The sequence below is a fragment of the Rhodospirillum sp. A1_3_36 genome, assembly GCF_047263945.1.
Lineage (GTDB): Bacteria > Pseudomonadota > Alphaproteobacteria > Rhodospirillales > Rhodospirillaceae > Rhodospirillum.
Window position 1 is genome coordinate 62198 of record NZ_JBLAVB010000009.1, and the last position, 20101, is coordinate 82298.

15 protein-coding genes and 2 tRNA genes are annotated in these 20101 nt (G+C 60.8%); 5 read left to right on the forward strand and 12 right to left on the reverse strand.

Annotated elements, in window-relative coordinates:
- Positions 1 to 46: 46 nt before the first annotated feature.
- Together cmk and aroA are read right to left on the reverse strand one after the other, a co-directional pair.
- Positions 47 to 694, reverse strand: coding sequence for a (d)CMP kinase (cmk, locus tag ACLIRY_RS17865; RefSeq protein ID WP_413206780.1), 648 nt, complete (start codon positions 692 to 694; stop codon positions 47 to 49).
- Positions 695 to 720: 26 nt separating this feature from the next.
- Complete coding sequence (gene aroA / locus ACLIRY_RS17870; RefSeq protein ID WP_413206871.1) at positions 721 to 2106, reverse strand: 3-phosphoshikimate 1-carboxyvinyltransferase; 1386 nt, start codon at positions 2104 to 2106, stop codon at positions 721 to 723.
- 301 nt (positions 2107 to 2407) lie between these two features.
- Here aroA and ACLIRY_RS17875 point away from each other — a divergent pair, with 301 nt between their 5' ends.
- The 3 genes from ACLIRY_RS17875 to ACLIRY_RS17885 all read left to right on the forward strand — a co-directional run bounded on the left by ACLIRY_RS17875 (position 2408) and on the right by ACLIRY_RS17885 (position 3329).
- On the forward strand, positions 2408 to 2743 hold the full coding sequence (locus ACLIRY_RS17875) for a TIGR02300 family protein (protein WP_413206781.1): 336 nt from the start codon (positions 2408 to 2410) through the stop codon (positions 2741 to 2743).
- Positions 2744 to 2975: 232 nt separating this feature from the next.
- Positions 2976 to 3051: transfer RNA gene (locus ACLIRY_RS17880), tRNA-Ala, on the forward strand.
- 202 nt (positions 3052 to 3253) lie between these two features.
- Positions 3254 to 3329 (forward strand) — tRNA-Ala (locus ACLIRY_RS17885).
- A gap of 303 nt (positions 3330 to 3632) precedes the next feature.
- Here the strand turns inward: ACLIRY_RS17885 and queG are convergent.
- The 3 genes from queG to queA are packed head-to-tail and all read right to left on the reverse strand — an operon-like array spanning position 3633 to position 6997.
- Positions 3633 to 4811, reverse strand: coding sequence for a tRNA epoxyqueuosine(34) reductase QueG (gene queG / locus ACLIRY_RS17890; protein WP_413206782.1), 1179 nt, complete (start codon positions 4809 to 4811; stop codon positions 3633 to 3635).
- 9 nt (positions 4812 to 4820) lie between these two features.
- Positions 4821 to 5948, reverse strand: coding sequence for a tRNA guanosine(34) transglycosylase Tgt (gene tgt / locus ACLIRY_RS17895; protein WP_413206783.1), 1128 nt, complete (start codon positions 5946 to 5948; stop codon positions 4821 to 4823).
- Positions 5945 to 6997: a tRNA preQ1(34) S-adenosylmethionine ribosyltransferase-isomerase QueA gene (gene queA, locus ACLIRY_RS17900; RefSeq protein ID WP_413206784.1), complete on the reverse strand. Its 1053-nt coding sequence runs from the start codon at positions 6995 to 6997 to the stop codon at positions 5945 to 5947. The genes tgt and queA overlap by 4 nt, the downstream gene beginning before the upstream one ends.
- 337 nt (positions 6998 to 7334) lie before the next feature.
- Between queA and ACLIRY_RS17905 the strand changes: the two genes are divergently transcribed.
- Positions 7335 to 9296 carry a methyl-accepting chemotaxis protein gene (locus ACLIRY_RS17905; protein ID WP_413206785.1) on the forward strand — a complete coding sequence of 654 codons (1962 nt, stop codon included), beginning with the start codon at positions 7335 to 7337 and terminating at the stop codon, positions 9294 to 9296.
- A 265-nt stretch (positions 9297 to 9561) separates the two neighbouring features.
- Here the strand turns inward: ACLIRY_RS17905 and ACLIRY_RS17910 are convergent, their stop codons facing one another.
- The 3 genes from ACLIRY_RS17910 to metK all read right to left on the reverse strand — a co-directional run bounded on the left by ACLIRY_RS17910 (position 9562) and on the right by metK (position 14349).
- Positions 9562 to 11592, reverse strand: a complete 2031-nt coding sequence (locus ACLIRY_RS17910) for a putative bifunctional diguanylate cyclase/phosphodiesterase (protein WP_413206786.1) — start codon at positions 11590 to 11592, stop codon at positions 9562 to 9564.
- Between the two features lie 363 nt (positions 11593 to 11955).
- Positions 11956 to 12522: an SIS domain-containing protein gene (locus ACLIRY_RS17915; RefSeq protein ID WP_413206787.1), complete on the reverse strand. Its 567-nt coding sequence runs from the start codon at positions 12520 to 12522 to the stop codon at positions 11956 to 11958.
- 648 nt (positions 12523 to 13170) lie between these two features.
- On the reverse strand, positions 13171 to 14349 hold the full coding sequence (gene metK, locus ACLIRY_RS17920; RefSeq protein WP_413206788.1) for a methionine adenosyltransferase: 1179 nt from the start codon (positions 14347 to 14349) through the stop codon (positions 13171 to 13173).
- A 694-nt stretch (positions 14350 to 15043) separates the two neighbouring features.
- Between metK and ACLIRY_RS17925 the strand changes: the two genes are divergently transcribed.
- Positions 15044 to 16555, forward strand: a complete 1512-nt coding sequence (locus ACLIRY_RS17925; protein ID WP_413206789.1) for a helicase HerA-like domain-containing protein — start codon at positions 15044 to 15046, stop codon at positions 16553 to 16555.
- A gap of 9 nt (positions 16556 to 16564) precedes the next feature.
- On the opposite strand, the gene ACLIRY_RS17930 is transcribed toward ACLIRY_RS17925, so the two are convergent.
- From ACLIRY_RS17930 to ACLIRY_RS17945, 4 genes are all read right to left on the reverse strand, one after another.
- Positions 16565 to 17575, reverse strand: a complete 1011-nt coding sequence (locus ACLIRY_RS17930; protein ID WP_413206790.1) for a lysylphosphatidylglycerol synthase transmembrane domain-containing protein — start codon at positions 17573 to 17575, stop codon at positions 16565 to 16567.
- Positions 17568 to 18872 carry a glycosyltransferase gene (locus tag ACLIRY_RS17935; protein ID WP_413206791.1) on the reverse strand — a complete coding sequence of 435 codons (1305 nt, stop codon included), beginning with the start codon at positions 18870 to 18872 and terminating at the stop codon, positions 17568 to 17570. The genes ACLIRY_RS17930 and ACLIRY_RS17935 overlap by 8 nt, the downstream gene beginning before the upstream one ends.
- A gap of 126 nt (positions 18873 to 18998) precedes the next feature.
- On the reverse strand, positions 18999 to 19331 hold the full coding sequence (locus ACLIRY_RS17940) for a DHCW motif cupin fold protein (protein ID WP_413206792.1): 333 nt from the start codon (positions 19329 to 19331) through the stop codon (positions 18999 to 19001).
- 98 nt (positions 19332 to 19429) lie between these two features.
- Positions 19430 to 19873 (reverse strand): GlcG/HbpS family heme-binding protein, encoded by a 444-nt coding sequence (locus ACLIRY_RS17945; RefSeq protein ID WP_413206793.1) that lies wholly within the window; start codon positions 19871 to 19873, stop codon positions 19430 to 19432.
- Positions 19874 to 20101 lie beyond the last annotated feature (228 nt).

Sequence of the window (20101 nt, forward strand, 5' to 3'; positions counted from 1 at the left end):
TCCAGCGGTTGACCGGATTGCCAAAAAACCCAGGATAACCATTTGATTATCCCCGGCTTTCGACAGCCTTTTCGGCCAAAGCGGCGAGCGCGGCATGGAGTGCCTGCTCGGCGCTCATGTTGGAAGTATCGAGAACAACCGCATCCGAGGCCTGGGCCATCGGCGCAATTGAGCGCCCACTATCGCGGGCGTCCCGTTCCGTCATGTCACGCAAAACGTCATCTTCCTTAACATCCAGGCCATTGGCCTGCAACTCCTGAAGTCGCCGCTGCACGCGGGTTTCCATGCTGGCGGTCACAAAAAACTTCGCATCGGCATCCGGGCAGACCACGGTGCCAATATCCCGACCATCCAACACCGCCCCTCGACACCCATTGGGCGGGTTGGCGGCAAAGGCCCGTTGCAAATCCAGAAGCGCCGCGCGCACCCCAGGAATAGCCGCCACCTTCGAGGCCGCAATTCCGGCCTCGTCCGAGGTCAGCGCCGCGTCACCCAGGGTCTCGACATCCAGGGCGCGGGCCGCCGCTTCCGCCGTGGCCGGATCGGTCGGGTCTCCCCCAGCACGGAGTACAGCCATGCCGACGGCCCGGTAGAGCTTGCCCGTGTCCAAATGGGCATAACCCAGCCGACCGGCCAAGCGCCGGGACAGAGTCCCCTTGCCGGATGCGGCGGGTCCATCAATGGCAATGATCAAAGGAGTCTCCTAAACGACAGGTCCATTTAGACAGGTTCAATGGTAGCGCCCAGCTCCGCCATCAGGGAGGTAAAGCCGGGAAAACTGGTGTCAATGGCCCGGCCATCGTCGATGGCCACCGGCTCCTCCGTAATCAGTCCCAGAATCAGGAAGGACATGCCGATGCGGTGGTCCAGGTTGACCGGCACGGTCGCTCCGCCCCTGGGGGGCTCGGCTTTGCCATGGACGATCAGAGTGTCGCCGTCCACCTCCACAGAAACACCACAGGCGGCCAGCCCTTCGGCCATGGCCGTCAGGCGGTCACTTTCTTTAACCCTCAATTCAGCCAGGCCGTGCATCCGGGTCTCTCCCCTGGCCATGGACGCAGCCACGGCCAGGATGGGATATTCATCAATCATGGAGGGAGCCCGGCTCGCAGGGACTTCGATACCCGACAAGGGGGCAGCACGCACCTCCAAATCGGCCACGGGCTCCCCGGCCTCCTCGCGCGGGGACCGAATCGAGATGTCCGCCCCCATTTCCCGCAGGGTCTCAATCAAGCCAATGCGCTGGGGGTTCATGCCCACGCCCGTCAGGGTGACATGGCTGTTCGGCACCAGAATCGCCGCCACCAGGGGAAAGGCTGCGGAGGAAGGATCCGCAGGGACAATAATGGCCTTGCCGGTCAACTCTGGCTGGCCCACCAGGGTGATCATTGTAGCGCCGTCCTCCCCCTCTTCCACGCGCAGATCCGCGCCAAAATGGCGGAGCATCCGTTCCGTGTGATCCCGGGTAGGCGTGGGCTCGATCACCGTTGTCTCCCCCGGGGTGTTCAACCCGGCCAGCAGCACCGCTGATTTCACCTGGGCACTGGCCATGGGAACCCGATAGGTGACGGGGAGCGGTTCGGCACAGCCTTGCACGGCCATGGGCAGACGCTCTCCCGACCGCCCCAAAAACCGGGCACCAAACAACGCCAGAGGATCGGTCACCCGCTTCATGGGACGTTTGCGCAGGGACCCATCCCCGGTCATCACCGCCGTTAAAGGATGCGTGGCAAGCAGCCCCATCAACAGCCGCGCACCGGTCCCGGCATTCCCCATGTCCAGCACGTCGGCGGGCTCCATCAGTCCGCCAACGCCCAGCCCGTCCACCAGCCAGAGGGGGCCACCATCGGGCGCGCCATCGGCGACCCGCTGAACCTTGGCGCCCATGGCGGACATGGCTTTGGCTGTCGCGACCACATCCTCGCCCTCCAGCAGACCGGTGACTTCGGTTCGTCCCACGGCAAGCCCCCCCAGCATCAAGGAGCGGTGGGAAATGGACTTGTCTCCGGGCACCCGGACGGATCCTGAGAGTGCGCCACCCCGACGCGATCGGAGGGGAAGGGGTCCGGCCTCCGGCTCGGGCGACTGGGAGGGGGTCTGGCTCATCATATCCTCGCTATGGGGCATCCAATGGGGGCGCTATTTAGCATAGCCTCCCGCCCGGGGGTAGCCCGCCCGACAGTCTTCTCTCATCCCCGGTTTCCCCTCCCGGTGCCCCCAAATGCGATTGGAATGGGGTTCATGGTGATTTGGTTTTGACAAAGGCCATAAGAAAGTGGCAATAGCGCGGGCTCCGAGACCCGCCCCCTCACTTTTTTGGGGTCGCCCCGCCCATTTCGCCTTGTGCGGAACGACTGTTCGAGACAAGGTCCGGAATTGATCCGAACGCCAGTAGGGAGAGCAAAAGGTGGCCAAACCTGAATGGGGTTTTAAACGCACCTGTCTGAATTGTGGCGCCCGTTTTTATGACATGCGCCGAGATCCCATTGTTTGTCCGAAGTGTGAGGCTGTCTTCGAAATCGAGGCCGTCGTCAAACCGCGTCGGGCCCCGAAGAAGGACACGCCCAAGCCAACTGCCAAAGCGGTGCCCGAGGACGATGAGGATCTGGATGTGGACGACGACCTGACCGTCGATGACGACGATGAGGACGAAGACCTGATCGAAGACACATCGGACCTGGGCGAGGACGACGATGACCTTGGAGAGGTCAAGGACCACCTTGAGCTCGACAACGACGACTAAGGCCCAAAAAACCACACCGACAGGTCGGGTGATCCCGGAGGGATCACCCGTTCTTTCCAAAAAAAAGCGAGCTGGCGCATTTTTCTCTTGCCTCACTCCGCGACGAGGTCTAAAAACCCGTCCTCGGCACGATGCTGCGGCTCACACCGAAGCAAAAAACCGATAGTTTCCAAGACCTTGGAACGTTTTAGTGGGATCAAAACCCACCGAAAAATACCAAAGTCACCCAGATGGGGCCGTAGCTCAGTTGGGAGAGCGCTTGAATGGCATTCAAGAGGTCAGGGGTTCGATTCCCCTCGGCTCCACCACGTTTCAAAACCCGCTTTATTCCGTGAGGCGGGTTTTTTAATGGCTCATTACCGCTGGGTCCCAGGCTTTCCTTCCAAATAGGACGGTCAGAAACTGGGAGCAGGAAACGGCATAGGCCGGGCGAAAAATTGATACTTCCCAAGGCTTTGGGGCTTTCCAACGGGATCAAAACCCGCTAGAAAAAACCAAGATCACACAGATGGGGCCGTAGCTCAGTTGGGAGAGCGCTTGAATGGCATTCAAGAGGTCAGGGGTTCGATTCCCCTCGGCTCCACCATTTTCCATATCTCGCGGCAGGTCGCTTCGCGACCGCCTCCGATGGGGCGGGCTTCGCCCGGCGGCCGGTCGGCCGCTTGTCTCGGGTTCGGACGGTGTCCGATCCCCTCCACAATTTTCCATATCTCGCGGCAGGTCGCTTCGCGACCGCCTCCGATGGGGCGGGCTTCGCCCGGCGGCCGGTCGGCCGCTTGTCTCGGGTTCGGACTGTGTCCGATCCCCTCCACCAAGTTTCAAAACCCGCCTCGCTCTGCGTCGCGGGTATTTTTAATACGCTGCCATTCCGGGAAGCCCCTTCCCCCAATCACGGAAAATGCGACTCCGCATCCGCCCTGTCCCCTTCCCGATAAACCAACTCTCGCCATTCCGCCCGCACGGTCTCGTCCGAATCCGCCGTTGACCGGATCGAAGCCAAAGCCAGAACCTCCGACTCTGGCGCCAACCGGCCAAAGGCCCAGACTGCGGCCCCCCGAACCAAAGGGTCGGCGTCATCCAGTAGCCGCCGCACGATTCGAACCATGGATGGATCCGCACTATTGCCCAGGGCGATCAGCACGTTCCGCACAAACCGCCCCCGCCCGATCCGTTTGATGGGCGAGGCCGAGAACACCGCCCGGAATCCCCCGTCGTCCAGCGCCGCCAAATCGGCCAGCCGGGGTGCCGTCAACTCCACCCGGGGCAGGAAGGCGGGATCGGTGGTCGGCGAGGCGAATCGGTTCCAGGGACAAACCGCCAGGCAGTCGTCGCAGCCATAAATCCGATTTCCCAGGAGAGGCCGCAGATCACGCGGAATCGGTCCTGGATGTTCGATGGTCAGATAGGACACGCAAAGCCGCCCGTCGATGCGCCCGGGTCCGGTCAATGCCCCCGTCGGGCAGTGATCCAGGCAACGGGTACAGCTGCCGCAATGGTCCCCCTCCTCCCCATCCGGTGGCAGGTCCAGGGTCGAAAAAATTTCGGTCAGAAACAGCCAGGAACCATGTCTGCGACTGACCAGATTGGTATGCTTGCCACGCCAGCCCAGACCACTCCGGGCGGCGAGCGGCTTTTCCATGACCGGGGCCGTATCCACGAAAACCTTCACCGCCCCCCCATGGCGGGAGATCAGCCATTGAGCCAGGGTCTTCGCCCGCCCCTTGGCCACATCGTGGTAATCCCGGTTCCGGGCATAAACGCTGATCGCTCCCCGCTGCGGATGGTCGAGCAGGGCCAGGGGGTCATGGCCCGGCGCGTAGGACAAACCCAGGACCAGAACCGTCACCGCCTCGGGCCAGAGCGCTTGAGGATCGCCCCGCCTCTCCCGGGTATCGGCCATCCAGGCCATGGCGCCCTGCCGCCCCTCCGCCAGGAACCTGTCCAGATCGGCGCGCACACTATCGGGCAGGGTGGCCCGGGTGAAGTGGCAGGCGTCGAACCCCAGCGCCTGCGCCCGGCTGCGGATCGCATCCTTGATCTCCTCCGGACTGGCTGGGGACTTGGCCATGGAGGCTCCCTACAACGGCTCGATATCCCCGAGCGCCCGGTTGGCCTCGAAGTCGGCGATGAAGGCGGCCAAGCGGTGTTCCGAGATCGCTTCGCGCAGTCCCCGAGTCAGGTCTTGGTAATACTGAATGTTGTGCCAAGTGAGCAACATGGGGCCGAGGATCTCCTCACACCGCACGAGGTGGTGGATATAGGCCCGACTGAATTGGCTGCAGGCCGGGCAGGAACAGGCCTCGTCCAGGGGACGGGGGTCGTCCCGGTGGCGGGCATTGCGGATATTCACCGCGCCGCGCCGGGTAAACCCCTGGCCCGTGCGACCCGAGCGGGTCGGCATGACGCAATCGAACATATCCACGCCCCGGGCCACGGCCCCGACGATATCTTCGGGCTTGCCCACCCCCATCAGGTACCTCGGCTTGTCTTGGGGAAGCAAGGGGCAGGTGCGATCCAGAATCCGGAACATCTCCGACTGGGGCTCGCCCACGGCCAGCCCACCCAGGGCATAGCCTTCAAAGCCGATATCGGTCAGGGCCTCGACACTTTCGGCCCGCAGGTCCTCATGGACGCCCCCTTGGTTGATGCCGAAAAGCCCGTAGCCCTCTCGCGCCACAAAGGCCTCCCGGGAGCGTTTGGCCCAGCGCATGGACAACCGCGTGCTTTCGGCGATGGCCGCCTTGTCCCCGGGAAAGGCTGGGCATTCGTCGAAGGCCATGGTGATGGTCGCATCCAGCAGGTGCTGGATCTCCATGGAGCGCTCCGGCGTCAGCAGGTATTTGCTGCCGTCGATATGGGACTGGAAGGTCACGCCTTCCTCGGTCAGCTTGCGCAGCTTGGCCAGGGACATGACCTGGAAACCGCCGGAGTCGGTCAGGATCGGCCCCGGCCAGTTCATAAATTTATGCAACCCTCCCAGGGCCGCAATCCGTTCCGCGCTGGGGCGCAGCATCAGGTGATAGGTGTTGCCCAGGACGATTTGCGCGCCGGTGGAGCGGACCGCATCCGGCGTCATGGCCTTGACCGTGGCCGCCGTCCCCACAGGCATGAAGACCGGCGTCTCGATGGGACCATGGGCGGTCTCGATCCGACCCCGGCGGGCCGCACCATCGGTGGTCGACAGGGCAAAGGAAAAGGCGGTCATTGTGCACGATCCTGGGTTTCGGGATCCACCCGCGTCAGCAGGCTGGAATCCCCATAGGAATAGAAGCGGTACCCCGTCGCGATGGCATGGGCATAGGCCGCGCGCATGGTCTCGAATCCGGCAAAGGCCGAGACCAACATAAACAGGGTTGACCGGGGAAGGTGGAAATTGGTCATCAGCCGGTCGACAATCCGGAAGCGGTAGCCCGGCGTGATGAAGATATCCGTTTCTCCCTCAAAGGGAAGCAGGGTTCCGTCTTCGGTCGCAGCACTTTCCAGTAGACGCAGGGCCGTCGTGCCCACGGCCACGACCTTGCCTCCCCGGGCCTTGGTGGCGTTGATCGCCGCAGCCGTCTCCGCCGTCACACGACCGATTTCCGAATGCATCTGGTGGTCAGCGGTATCATCGACCTTGACCGGCAGAAAGGTCCCCGCCCCCACATGAAGGGTGACCATGGCGCGGGAAACGCCCCGTGCCTCCAGGGCATCGAGAAGGGTCGGCGTGAAGTGCAGCCCCGCAGTGGGCGCCGCCACCGCTCCGTCCTCCCGGGCATAAACGGTCTGGTAATCGGACCGATCGCGGGCGTCATCGGCCCGTTTGATATAGGGCGGCAGGGGAATATGGCCATGGGCTTCCAGGGCCGCCATCAGGGCTGCGCCGCTTCGGTCAAAGACAAGCGTGGCTTCGCCCCCCTCGCCCCGCTCGACCACGGTAGCCGAGAACCCCTCGGCAAAGCTCAGAGCAACCCCGGGCTTGAGCTTGCGTGCCGGGCGCCCGAAACAGGCCCAGCGGTCCGGCCCCAGGCGCTTGTGCAAAGTAACCTCAATTTTGCCTTCGCCAATGGTTCCGAACAATCGGGCGGGGATCACCCTGGTGTCGTTGAAAACCAAAATATCCCCCGATCCCAGAAGCCCAGGCAGGTCTTTCACCCCCAGATCCCGCCGGTCCGTCCCATCGACCAACAGCAAGCGAGCGGACTCCCGGGGATTAGCCGGTCGGTCGGCGATGGCCTCCGGCGGAAGGTCGAAATCAAACAGGTCCACGCGCATCGGGCTTTAACCGCCATCATCATAGGGAAAAGAAAGGATCCGCTCGCGGTAAAGTCCGTACCGCTGCGGTGCTTTACCAAGTCTTCCGATGCGGAATAAAGCATAAAGGTATCTCCACAGCCAATCACCCAATAGGGGCAACAGCGCGGCAGTGCCGCCAGACGAAGTCGCTTGATGCCCTGGGCACCCTCCTGTACCGTACCCCCGTTATCGATTTATGACGTTTTTTAAGTCAATTCCCCAACGAATTCGAATCACAGCCCGGCCCCCCGTCCGGCCCCAGTGCCTGACAGGAGGAAGCAGCCCTGTCCCGCCTCGATCTCAATGGAGCCGCATGATGGTTTTTCCATCTTTAAAATCCAGCACTATTTCAACACGGATCCTGGTCGCGGTCGCCTTCTTGATCATCCTGATCTTCGTACTTTTTTCGGCATACAACGATATCCGCCAACAGCGGGTCATCCGCGAGGACGTGGAGACATCCCTGGCCAACGTGGGCAAGACCACTGCGGATGGCGTGTCAAATTGGCTGGCCGGGCGTCTGGTTTTAATGCGCTATTTCGCCTCCTCTGTCGCGGACCGCAAGGCGGGAAGCGACGTCTCGGATCTGTTTGAACGCAAGGCCCTGTCAGACACCTTCGACTTGGTGTTTTACGGAGACAAGGACGGTGGCTTTGGTAAGTTTCCCAAAAACCCGCCCAGCCCGGCGGACTACGATCCCAGGGTGCGCCCCTGGTACAAGCAGGTGGTCGCGACGGGAACCGTCGCCCTGACCGAGCCCTATATCGCCGCATCAACCCAGAAACTGGTGGTCACTGCGGCGGCACCGGTCCTTCGAAATGGCGCCCTGGCGGGCGTGGTGGGCGCGGACTTCGCCATCACAACCTTGCAGACCATGCTTTCGGGCATCAACCTGAACGGCTTGGGGGAAAGCTTCCTGGTGGACGGGACCGGCAAGATTCTGGTCCATGCCCAGCAGGACTTGATCGGTCACTCCCTCAACGCCCTTTTCCCCACCGACACACCAAGCGTAGACCAAACCATACAGGACGTGGCGACCAAGGAGGGCAACCGCCTTGTCACCTTCCTTCCAATCCCGGGGCTTCCCTCCGTTGATTGGCACTTGGCCCTGTCCATTGACCTGGACAAGGCCGAAGGGGGGTTGACCGCCTTCCGACAGTCTGCGGTGATTGCCACCCTGATCGCCCTGGCCCTGACCATTGTCCTGCTGCGGGTTCTCATCAGCCGGATCATCGCCCGCCCCTTGGGCAGCATCACCGCGAGCATGAACGATCTGGCCCAGGGCAACCTCTCCGTCGCCATCCCCCAGTGCGACCGGGACGACGAAATTGGCGCCATGGGTAAAGCCCTTGACGTCTTCAAGGCAAACGCCATAGAGCGCCAGGAGGCCCTGGACCGGGAGCGGGCGGAGGAACGGCGTCTGGCCGAACGGGCCGATCGCATGGAGGCCCTGACCCGGCAATTCGACGTTGATATCAAACGGATCCTGCAAACCGTTGCCTCTGCAATCAACGCCCTGGGAGGGGCCTCCAGCAGCCTGGAGAAAAGCGCTCTCCAAGCCAGCCAGCAGGCCACCTCCGTCGCTACGGCCTCGGAGCAGGCTGCGGCAAATGTCAAGCAAGTGGCCCACAATACCGAACTGCTCTCGACAAAGGCCACGGAAATTGGAGACCGGGTGGGACACTCCTCGGGAATCGCCGCCCGGGCCATGCAGCAAGCGGAAAGCACCAACGAAAAGGTCCAAGGTCTGGCCGACGCCGTTGGCCAGATCGGCGAAGTGCTGCAATTGATCAATGGCATCGCCAGCCAGACCAATCTGCTGGCCCTGAACGCCACGATCGAGGCCGCCCGGGCAGGCGAAGCGGGCAAGGGCTTCGCCGTTGTCGCCAACGAAGTCAAGAATTTGGCCAATCAGACGGCCCAAGCCACCGAACGGGTCACAGCCCAGATCCAATCCATCCAAAAGGAAACCGGTGATGCGGTGACGGCGATCCAGACCATCGCGGAAACCATTGGCGAGATCAACGCCATCAGCGGGGACATCGCCAGCGCCGTGGAGGAACAATCCCGGTCCACAGACGAAATCGGCCACAACATCGACGAAGCCTCTTCGGGAACCGGTGAAGTAACCCGCCGGATCATGGTCGTCTCCCAGGCCGCGAACCAAACCGATGGGGAATCCCGCAATGTTTCCAAAGCCGCACAGGCCTTACAGAACGAAGCGGACTTCCTGAAACAGGCCGTGGAACGCTTCCTGGACCAGGTTCGTACCGCTTAGATCAAGTTGAGCCACTGCATAGGACAGTCGGTCCTTTCCCGTCACGGGGCTTTGCCCCTTCCCCCACTGGGGCCGAAAGGCCCCAAACCCCAGCATTTATTGGCCGAAAGGCCCCACAAACCCCAGGCATTTATTGGCCGAAAGGCCCTAGACCCCGGAATAAAAAAAAGGGGGGTTTGGGGGCATTGGCCCCCAAATGGGCTTGGGCAATCGCCCAAAAAAGACGAAACAGCGTCGTGTGTCGATGGACCAGCCTTCCTTATGTTTACAAATCAGCCGCGCGCTTGTTGTAGTCGTTGACGAAGGAGACGAAGTCCTTTTCCGGCATTGGCCGACCGATCAGAAATCCTTGGGCCATATGGCTGCCGTTTTCCCGAAGCCAATCCAATTGGGCCTGTGTCTCGATCCCCTCGGCGACCGTCCGTAATCCCAATTGGTCGGCCAAACTGATGATCATGCGCGGGATGGATGTATCCTGGGGTAGATCATTCACAAAGGCCCGATCGATTTTCAGGATGTCCAGGGGCAGCATCTTCAGATAAGCCAGGGACGAATACCCCGTACCGAAATCATCCACAGACAAACGCACACCATGGGCCTTGATCTCCCCCAAAAGTTGGGCACTCACATCGATGCGGCTCATGATGACGCTTTCGGTTACCTCCAGCTCCAAATGGTGTGGATCGATGCCGTATTGCTCCAGGATCGACAGGAAATCCCCAAGGAACCGGTCTTCCTTCAACTGACGCGCCGAGATATTCACCGCCACGGTCACCTCACCCAGGTGGGCCATCCAGCGACTATGCGCCCGGCAAGCCTCCTGCAGGACCCACATGCCGATGTCGTAGATCAGGCCCGTTTCCTCAGCAATGGGAATGAAACGGCCAGGGGGGACCATCTCCCCCTCACTATTCCAGCGGACCAAGGCCTCGCACCCGGTAATCCGGCCTGTTTCCAGATCCAGCTTGGGTTGGAAATGCAGCACCAGATCTTCGGCCTCCACTGCGGTCCGCAATTTGGCTTCGGTTCGCAAGCGATCCAGCGCACCTTCCGTCATCGAGCGATTGAAGAAGGCCCATTGCCCCGCTCCCCCGGATTTGGCGGCGTAGAGCGCGGTATCTGCGCTGCGTAAGAGAGCTTGGGCGCTGGATCCATCCAGGGGATGGCAAGCGATTCCAACCGAGGTGCTGGGATGGACCAGGGTTCCCGATAGGCTGACCGGCCGCTTCACCGTGGCAATCAGCCGTCGAGCGAGGCGGGCCAAATCCTCCTCCCGGTCGTATTCGGGAATCATGACAACGAATTCGTCCCCACCCAGCCGTCCAACGGCACCCAGACCAGACAATTCCGCAGCCAACCGCTTCCCCACCTCCTTCAAAACCTCGTCTCCAGCCCCATGGCCCAGACTGTCATTCACATGCTTGAACATGTCCAGGTCCAGGAACAAGACGGCACAACGGGTGGCTTCCAACTGAGCTTCGTCAATGGCCCGGTCGAGCATTTCCAGGACCAAGCCCCGGTTGGGAAGGTTGGTCAGGGTGTCACGGGTGGCCAGCCGCCGCAATTCGGACTGAACCCGGGCCAACTGGCGCAGCAGCCGGTTCAACCGGTCCACCATCCGGCCAAACTCGTTGCGCCGATGGCCGCTTGGAACATCCAGGACCGTCGCCGCAGGATCCTCTGGATCCACATCGGACAGTTTTTTAGACACTCGGATGATATGGCGGGACACGAACCAATGGAACACAGCGCTGGTGGATAGGGCAACCACCAGCACCACGAACAGAATCCCTTGGGCCTGATCGGCCAACCTGTCGGAGATCAACCGCAGAAAATGGTTCTTGTCATAAAGGATCCGAGCGTGCCCCACGATCACGTTCCGATGGCGGGTATCAACTGGGCTGGTAAAGGTCAACTCCAGGGTCTGCTCCCCGTTCAACGTCACCAACCAGCCTAAATAATCCTGCCAAAGGGATAGGGGCGCTTCCTTCTTCACAAGCCCATCGACCCGGGCAAAGGTCATACCGTCCGCGTCCTGAACTTCGATCATCCGAATGGGATTGGAGCGCAGGCCATCGGAAATAATCGCCTTGGCCGTTTCCTCGTCATAATTCCACAGAGCCTTGGCCAAACCGGATTCCAACGAAAGCCCAACCCGCTCCCGCATCGCTTGGTGATCCCGCTCCGCAACGGAAGCCAGCCAATGGGATTGGACGAGAAGAACGATGAACGCCGCCATCAAGCTGACACCGAGCACCCGCCATGCCTGTTGAACCGCCAGGAAAGACCCAAACACAGACGCCGCACCCTCACTCTTTCAGATTGGAAGATACTTGCCGAGCAACTGGTACACCCTGGCCCACCGCCACTCCCCCCGATCTGGGATCGGAGAACCAAGTGTAACGCAAACAAGATGATCTGGGCAGACGTGTGTTGACTGTTTTCAGAAATACCCATCCAAGGGAGGGGAAGCCCTTCGAATGGAAGCCCCCTCTTGTATCGACCCGACCGAAGGATTCCGCCCGAGTTTAGAAAGTTGATGCACACACAAAAAGCTCGCCCACCATCCGATAAATCTCTTGAAAGCGTCGGTGCATTCGCGGTTTCAAAGGGAGGGGAGAGCTTCCTGAAGCGTATATTGGCCAGAAGCTCTTTCCCCTTATTTGACGAGGGCTTCCTCGACGAACCCGCAGAGCATATGTCCCACCGCGATATGCATTTGCTGGATCATAGGGGTAAATCGGGAGGGTACCTTCAGGCAGACATGGCACAAACCATCCATTTTGCCACCACTCTCCCCGGTCAGACCAACGACCACCACACCCATATCCCGCGCCATGGTGACCGCCTTCACCACATTGGGACTATTGCCGCTGGTGGACAGGGCCACCAGCACATCCCCCCGACGACCATGGGCCTGAACCTGCCGGGAAAAGACGTCCTCGAACCCGTAATCGTTGCCGATGGCCGTCAGCGAGGAGGTATTCACCGTCAAGGCCATGCCGGGCAAGGGTGGACGGTCCAACAGATACCGCCCTTCCAGCTCGGCAGCCAGATGTTGGGCGTCCGCTGCTGAGCCCCCATTGCCGCAGAACATGATCTTGCCACCATTGCGCAGGGCTTCGATCATTTGCTCCGTCGCGTTCCGGATATCCGGCGCCAAGTCCGCCAGTGCCAAGAATCCTGCGGCGGCTTCCTGACAATAGGCTTTAATCTCTTTTTCCAAGTTTCTGTTCTCCTGAAGAGGATCCGGAGGCACCGATCATCACCTCACCAGGGTCCAATCCGGAACAAGCCTCTCTCAATGCCTCTGATACCCAACCCGAGTGCCATTGAACAGAGACGATTTCCAGTCTTTTCCAATCCACCAGTCCAAACCACACCCAGCGAGTGCATCGACCCATACGAAGGCTTCTGCCGGAGTGTGGAAAGTTGATGCATAAACAAATCCCTCGTGCACTGACCATTGCACCTCTTGCCTGCGTCGGAGCACTCTAAAATCACTCTAGGAAGGGAGAAAGCTGTATCCGTCCCCCGGCTCAGACCTCATTCAGGTCCGGCAGAACCACAGCGTTCTCATTTTGTATTCAGGCAGGCTTGCGATAGGCAACCATACAGATCCCTTTCAACGGAAGCGCAGTGAACGTCTGCGCCGATGTTATCCATATTGGAACGGCGAAGGGTCTGCATCGGTAAAAACCACCCTCAAGGGCTATTTGTCGGATGCGAAAGATCCGGAGTCCTTGTGCAGCACAAGCCCTCGAAAAATCACAGAACAACACGCGAAATCTTTAACTATGCTGTAGCAAAAAAGAGCCCCTTGCGGCCGACAGACAGACCGCAAGGGGTGAGATGTCAGAAGTCGGGCGACTTCTTATTCGGCGGCCGCCTGACCCGCCGCTCCGGCGAGCACCGAGGCGCGGTCGGTCTTCTCCCAAGAGAAGGACTCCCCAGTGCGGCCGAAGTGGCCATTGGAGGCAGTCGGGCGGTAGATCGGGCGCAGAAGGTCGAGCATCTGCACGATGCCCTTGGGGCGCAGGTCGAAGTGCTCGCGCACCAAGCCTTCAAGAACCTTGTGGTCGACCTTACCAGTCCCAAAGGTGTTCACGAAAACGCTGGTCGGCTGGGCCACACCGATCGCATAGGAAATCTGCACCTCGCACTTGCTGGCCAGACCCGAGGCGACGATGTTCTTTGCCACATAACGGGCGGCATAGGCCGCAGACCGATCCACCTTGGAGGGATCCTTGCCGGAGAAGGCTCCCCCGCCATGGCGCCCCATGCCGCCATAGGTATCGACGATGATTTTCCGTCCGGTCAAACCACAATCCCCGACGGGACCACCAATAACGAACCGACCGGTCGGATTGACATGGAAGGTGATGTCGTCCTTGGCAAATTCTGCGGGCAGAACGGGTTTGATGATTTCCTCGATCACCGCCTCACGCAGGTTGTCGTGGGACACATCCTCGTCGTGTTGGGTCGACAGAACGATGGTATCGATCCCCACCGGCTTGTCATTGTCGTAGCGGATAGACACCTGAGACTTCACGTCCGGCCGCAGCCACGTCAACCGACCAGAGGAGCGGACCTCGGCCTGTTTCGCGGTCAGCCGGTGGGCAAGCTGGATCGGCAGAGGCATAAGCTCCGGAGTTTCGTCGCAAGCGAAGCCGAACATCAGGCCCTGGTCTCCGGCGCCCTGATCCAAGTGCAAACCGGCGCCCTCGTCCACGCCCTGGGCAATGTCCGGGGACTGCTTATCCATGGCCACCAGCACCGCAACGCTATTCCCATCATACCCCATGCGCGGGTCGTTGTAGCCGATGTCGTTGATGGTGGCACGCACCACATCGGTATAATCCACCTGGGCAGACGTGGTGATTTCGCCCGACAGGATGGCCATACCCGTATTGACCATGGTCTCGCAGGCCACCCGAGCGGAGGGATCCTGCTCCAAGATCGCATCGAGAATGGCATCGGAGATGTTGTCTGCCAGCTTGTCCGGATGGCCTGCGCCCACCGATTCTGACGTAAAGATGTAGCTTTCGGACATGGTTTTCCTTTCCTTCTTGTCCCTAAACCGATTTGCACGAGAAAAGACCCTGTCTCAACTCGGCAAATCGCCCACATATGCGTTTTCGTGGCCGGATGTTGACTCCACTCCGGTCAACTCGCCGACCCATTGGCACGCCTGCCTGACGGCTGGATTGCAGCATGACATTCCTGATGGGGAGATCAAGCCCGCGACATTAAATGACACTTTGGGGAATAAGTTTTCAACCAATTCTGACAACCAAAAGCCTAAAATACATTAAAAAGACACAAACCGATCACATCGAAAGCTCACAACGCCCATCACCGGCCTAGACGACACTCAAAAAGCATCCAGCTCCTCATAAAATACAGCCCCATGCTCCCACCTGATACCGAAATTTCACCAATTTGGTCACACCCAAGAGTTTATCAGTGAATTTCTATTATTTAAGGTTTGAAATTATTTTTTTTTGCTCTAAAAAACCACATTGAGTGAGAATACTGTCGATGGCCTCCAGTGTCGTTAGTCGAGGTGTTGTCCGTCCCCCCTGCTTCCGTTGCCACTCTTCCTTGGCAGAGCCCTGGGACTTTCGCTTAACTCCTTGATTTATGTACGACCTCGTCCATGCCCCGGAAAAGCGAGACGAACCAGCCTGCCCCATGGCATGATCCCCGCCGTTTTCCGTAAACGCTTATCCAGGGGAGAGGCCTCTATGACCTCCGCAGTATTCCTCGGCGCCTCACCCGAAGGTCCCGTTACCCAACGTTTCGACAAAATCAATCGACACGGCCTGATCGCCGGGGCCACGGGAACGGGCAAAACCGTAACCTTGAAGGTGCTTGCCCAGGCTTATTCTGAAGCCGGTATTCCCGTGTTTGTCGCCGATGTGAAGGGGGACCTGTCCGGCCTTGCCGAAGCGGGCTCGCCCCGGGATTTCCTGACCCATCGTGCCCAGGATGTCGGGTTGGAGGATTATTTCTTCCATGACAGCCCCACCGTTTTCTGGGATCTGGAAGGCACCCGCGGCATGCCGCCCCGCGCCACCGTCTCCGAGCTTGGACCGGTCCTTCTGTCCCGCCTGTTGGGTCTGACCGATGCCCAGGAAGGGGTGCTGCATATCGCCTTTCGCCTCGCCGACGAGGAAGGTCTGCTGGTCCTCGACTTGAAGGACCTGCGCGCCCTTCTGGTCCATATCGGCAATAACGCCCAGGAAATCCGGGCGACCCATGGCATGGTCTCCCCCGCATCCGTCGGGGCCATCCAACGGCGCCTTCTCGCCCTGGAGAATGAGGGGGGCGACCGGTTGTTCGGGGAACCCTCGCTTGAGGTCGCCGATCTGGCGCGCCCGGGTCCCCACGGCCAAGGCCCCATCCATCTGTTGGTGGCCGACAAACTGATCGCCACACCCCTGCTCTATTCCACGGTCATGCTGTGGATTCTGTCCGAGCTGTATGAAGACCTGCCAGAGGTGGGCGACACCGACAAGCCGGTCCTCGCCCTGTTCCTGGACGAAGCCCACCTGCTGTTCTCCGACACGCCCAAGGCGCTGGTGGACAAGATCACCCAGGTGACCCGACTGATCCGGTCCAAGGGTGTGGGCATATACTTCGTCACCCAAAGCCCCCGGGATATTCCCGATCCTATTCTCGCCCAGTTGGGCACGCGGATCCAACATGGCCTTCGGGCCTATACGCCTGGAGAACGCACCGCCATCAAGGCCGTGGCCGATGGGTTCCGCCCCAATCCGGCCTTTGATACCGGAGCCGTTGTCACCGAACTGGCCACGGGGGAAGCCCTCGTGTCCACCCTGGATGACAGGGGCGCGCCCACGGTGGTCCAGCGCACGCTGATCCGACCCCCGGCCTGTTCCCTCAACCCGGTGAACGACCGCCTCCGCGCCCGATTGATCGCCAGCCACCCGGACAGCGCCCATTACGCCCGCTTCGTGGATCGGGAGTCCGCCTATGAAATCCTGACCGCCCGAGCCGAAGCCCGCGTCGCGGATGGGCCGGAGGACGAAGACGACAGCCCAAGGGGCAAAGGAAAGGGCAAGGGAAAGAAGGGACGCTCCCGCGTCCCCTCAAGTGGATCTTCCGGTTCCAGGCGGAGAGGATCGGACAGCATCGCGGAGACCGCGATGAAAAGCGTGGTCAGAAGCGTTGGCCGCAGCCTGGGGCGGGAAATCGTCCGCGGCCTCCTTGGATCCATTTTCAGAAGCCGATAAGGGACCCAATTATGGGGCTTCCGTCCTCGCGTCCTCCCGGTCAGCCTCTGTGGTATTGGCCCGCCCCTTCCACAGGGCGGCCATGCCGTCCGGGTCCCGCACAGCCCAAAGCCCCCCACCGATCACCCCCGTAATCACGGCAGAAAACCCATACAGCAGCGACACAGCCACCGCCTGATCGGAGGGCAGTCCCACCACGCCAAACCCCAGGACCAGGGCTCCCTCGCGCAGGCCCCATCCGGCGATGGAAACGGGGACTGCGGCCACCAGAATGGCAGGCGGGAAAACCAGAGCCATTTGGACCAGGGTCGCCTCCGACCCGATGGCCCGGGCATAAAGCCAAACCACGGTGATATCGATCAAATGGGGGGCGATCAACAGAGCCAGGATCGGCGCGGCTGTCCGCCGGGAAAACAGGGTCAGCCAGGCCGATTGGGAGAGGGAAACGAACGGCGCCGCCCCCTTCCATGTGGCCAGCGCCCGGGGCATATGGCGCAGGGACAAAAGGATCACCAGACACCCCAACCCTCCCAGGACCAGGGTGGTCAACCCATGGGCCACCAGAGGATCCCTGGCTTTCTCCGATAGGGTGGGCAATCCGATGGCGCAAAGGGCGACGAGCCCAAGAAAGCTGCAGACCCGGTCCACGACGATGGAACGGGCCGAAAGGCCCAGGGGCAGCCCCAACCGGTATCCATTCCAGACACGCGCCGCATCCCCACCGACGGTCGAGGGCATGGCCTGATTGAAGAACAGACCAAGCAGCACATTCCGCCAAGCCGCCCCATAGGCCAGAACCCTGTCATGGGCCGAGAGCACCAGTTTCCAGCGCATGGCTCCGCCCATGGCCTGAAGCTGCAGCAAAACAAGGGCCCCCAGACCGGCTAGGGCCACGCTGCCATTCATCCGCGCCCAAAGAGCCCCGAAATCCACGCCGGAGAAAATATAGCCGAGCACTCCCAGGGATACGCCCGCCTTCAACAGGGTCACAAACCAGGAGAGGGGAGATTTCTTAGCCATGGGGGGAGATGTCCTGTCGGGCCGGAACCAGCCCCTTGTCCAAAGCCGCGCCGGTCCAAGCAGGCATCAGGTCGTCCTGGAGCACATCGAACCAAGAGGGATAGGCGGCCTCGACGATGGTTCGGGCAGCAGCCCCCATGGCCTTCCGACGACTTGCATCGGTCAGGAAGGGGTCCAAGGCATCGGCCCACAGGGTCGGATCCTGACTGTCCAGTAACATACCGTCTCCCCCGTTTTGCGACACAAACTGAGCCCCCCCATCCTTGGCTGACAGGAAAACCGGCAGACCCGAGGCCCTCGCTTCCCGCACCACATTGGGCGTGACCTCGCTTTCCGAGGGGAAAACAAACAGGTCGGCGCTGGCGTACATCCAAGACAGGTCTTCCTGGGGGCGGTTGCCCGGCAGCGTGCCGTTGTCCCCCAACAGGGTCCGGATATCGGCCATCCGCGCACCTTCACCCAGGCAGAGCACATGGAGGGGGGTTCCCCGGTCGAGCAGGATCCGTGCGGCCTTGGCCATGGTCATCACGTTCTTGCTGTCATCGGCCCGCCCCACGAAGAGAAGAACGGGTTTGTCTTCTGGCACGCCGAGGGTTTCATAAAGCTTGCGCCGATCCCGTTTGGCCGGGTTGAAAAACGTCTTATCGATCCCCCGCCGCAAGTCGGTGAGGTGCTCCGGTGGGACCAGATCCCGGACAAGCTCCCGGTCCTCCCTCTTGGAGACCAGGATCCGGTCGGCACCGCGCAGCAGGCGTTTGATCTTCCCCTCGGCATTCCGTCCCAGCATGTCAGGCACCCCTAATCGGTCGAGGACAAAATGCCCGAAGGCCCCATGCCCAACAAACCGCCCGATAATCTCGCGCGAGTAGACCCGGGTGAATTTGGGCAGGTCCGTATGGATGGAATGGACCAGGGCCTTCCCCCGCGTCCTCGCGACGGTCCGCGCGGTGCGACTGAAGGAAAAGGTATCGGTCCCATGAAGAACGTCATGGTGGACCAGATGGTGGGCGAGGCCCTTATGGTACCCCGCCAGATCCGTATTCCCCGCCCCCTGGTCGAGAAAAGAAAACCGGTCGGTCCCCAGGACCGCAGGCAATTGACGAAAGCGAACGGTGTCCGCAAGAACCGTCGTGCTCTCCTGCTTTCCCAGAAAATAGACGGTCAGGTCCAAGGTATCAGGCAAAGCAACGGCAGCCTCCGCAAAACGCTCCCAGCACTTCACATGGCCCCCCGCCTTAGGGGACAGTTCCAGGGTTACCAAAACGCCCACGGACAGGGGCCGAGTCAAATCCACCATAGCGCAACTCTCGACGATCACATCTCGAGTGGGCGTTTATCATGGGAACCCGGAAAGACGCATCCGAAAAGGGCAGTCGAATGACAGGAAAGGACCTCCTGTCCAGGAGCCTCAGCGAGAAGTCCGTCAATCCACGACGAACAACTTCGCGCCGGTCTTGGTCGAAGAGCGGTGGGCGGGGTCGCCGAAATCCGAAACCTGATAACTCATGCCAGGGGTCAAGGTGAACCGTCGACCGTCACGGAGCTCGGTCTCCAGCTCCCCCTCGAGGACATAGAGAATATGGCCTCGATCGCACCAATGGTCCGCAAGATATCCTGCCGTGTATTCCACCTGACGGATTCGCACATCTCCCATGGTCAGGGTCCTCCAAAGGGCCTTGCCTGTCTCTCCCGGGTGTTCCGTGACCGGAACCGCGCTCCAGTCGGTGAGGCTGAAGGGTTGCTCGGGAAGTTTCATGGGACGTCCTCTGGCGACAGATCAATCTGCCTGATCTTTGAAGGAAGGACCGAAAGGGGTGCAGGGGCCGACGCCGTCCGCCCCCACGGAATGGACCCTCAGGCATCGCCGGTATCGGCAACCAACCCCGCGGCTTCAATGCCCGCGACGGCGCAAAGCTCGTCATTGGCCGACAGATCTCCGGTCACGCCCACGGCACCGACAATATAGCCCTCGGCGTCCTTGATCAGCACACCGCCCTGGACGGGGACCACCTTGCCCTCGACCAAACCGGTCAGGGCGTTCATGAAAGCGGGCATTTTCTCCGCCCGGCGCGCCATCTCCCGGCCGCCAAAGCCCAGGGTCAGGCAGCCATAGGCCTTGCCCACGGCGATCTCCGGGCGGGTCAGGCTGGAACCGTCGGCCCGCTTCATTACCTTGATCACGCCCGCATTATCCAGGACCACGACGGTCAACGGATTGAAGCCCTTGTTGGAGCCCTCGGACAAGGCGGTCGTGGCAATGGTGTCGGCGTCGGCAAGGCTGATGGAATTCTTGAACATGGATTTTCCTTTGGTCGATAAACGGGGTTTAGAGTGAAACGGGATCAGCTTGAGTCAAGCTGGCCCCGTTTCACTCTAATTATATGGATTTTAGAGTATCTTCGAGGCCAAGTTGGGTCGCAAAGCGACCCAACTTGATCTCGGAACACTCTAGTCCTGAAACACCAAATGCGGGCCTATGCCTCGTCCCCCATTCTTCAGAAAAAATGGGGGTTTGGGGGCATTTGC

Excerpts from the sequence above, each read along its gene's own strand:
- aroA (WP_413206871.1), bottom strand. The coding sequence starts at position 2,106 with ATGAGCCAGACCCCCTCCCAGTCGCCCGAGCCGGAGGCCGGACCCCTT.
- queG (WP_413206782.1), bottom strand. The coding sequence starts at position 4,811 with ATGGCCAAGTCCCCAGCCAGTCCGGAGGAGATCAAGGATGCGATCCGC.
- tgt (WP_413206783.1), bottom strand. The coding sequence starts at position 5,948 with ATGACCGCCTTTTCCTTTGCCCTGTCGACCACCGATGGTGCGGCCCGC.
- queA (WP_413206784.1), bottom strand. The coding sequence starts at position 6,997 with ATGCGCGTGGACCTGTTTGATTTCGACCTTCCGCCGGAGGCCATCGCC.
- ACLIRY_RS17905 (WP_413206785.1), top strand. The coding sequence starts at position 7,335 with ATGGTTTTTCCATCTTTAAAATCCAGCACTATTTCAACACGGATCCTG.
- metK (WP_413206788.1), bottom strand. The coding sequence starts at position 14,349 with ATGTCCGAAAGCTACATCTTTACGTCAGAATCGGTGGGCGCAGGCCAT.
- ACLIRY_RS17925 (WP_413206789.1), top strand. The coding sequence starts at position 15,044 with ATGACCTCCGCAGTATTCCTCGGCGCCTCACCCGAAGGTCCCGTTACC.
- ACLIRY_RS17930 (WP_413206790.1), bottom strand. The coding sequence starts at position 17,575 with ATGGCTAAGAAATCTCCCCTCTCCTGGTTTGTGACCCTGTTGAAGGCG.
- ACLIRY_RS17935 (WP_413206791.1), bottom strand. The coding sequence starts at position 18,872 with ATGGTGGATTTGACTCGGCCCCTGTCCGTGGGCGTTTTGGTAACCCTG.
- ACLIRY_RS17940 (WP_413206792.1), bottom strand. The coding sequence starts at position 19,331 with ATGAAACTTCCCGAGCAACCCTTCAGCCTCACCGACTGGAGCGCGGTT.
- ACLIRY_RS17945 (WP_413206793.1), bottom strand. The coding sequence starts at position 19,873 with ATGTTCAAGAATTCCATCAGCCTTGCCGACGCCGACACCATTGCCACG.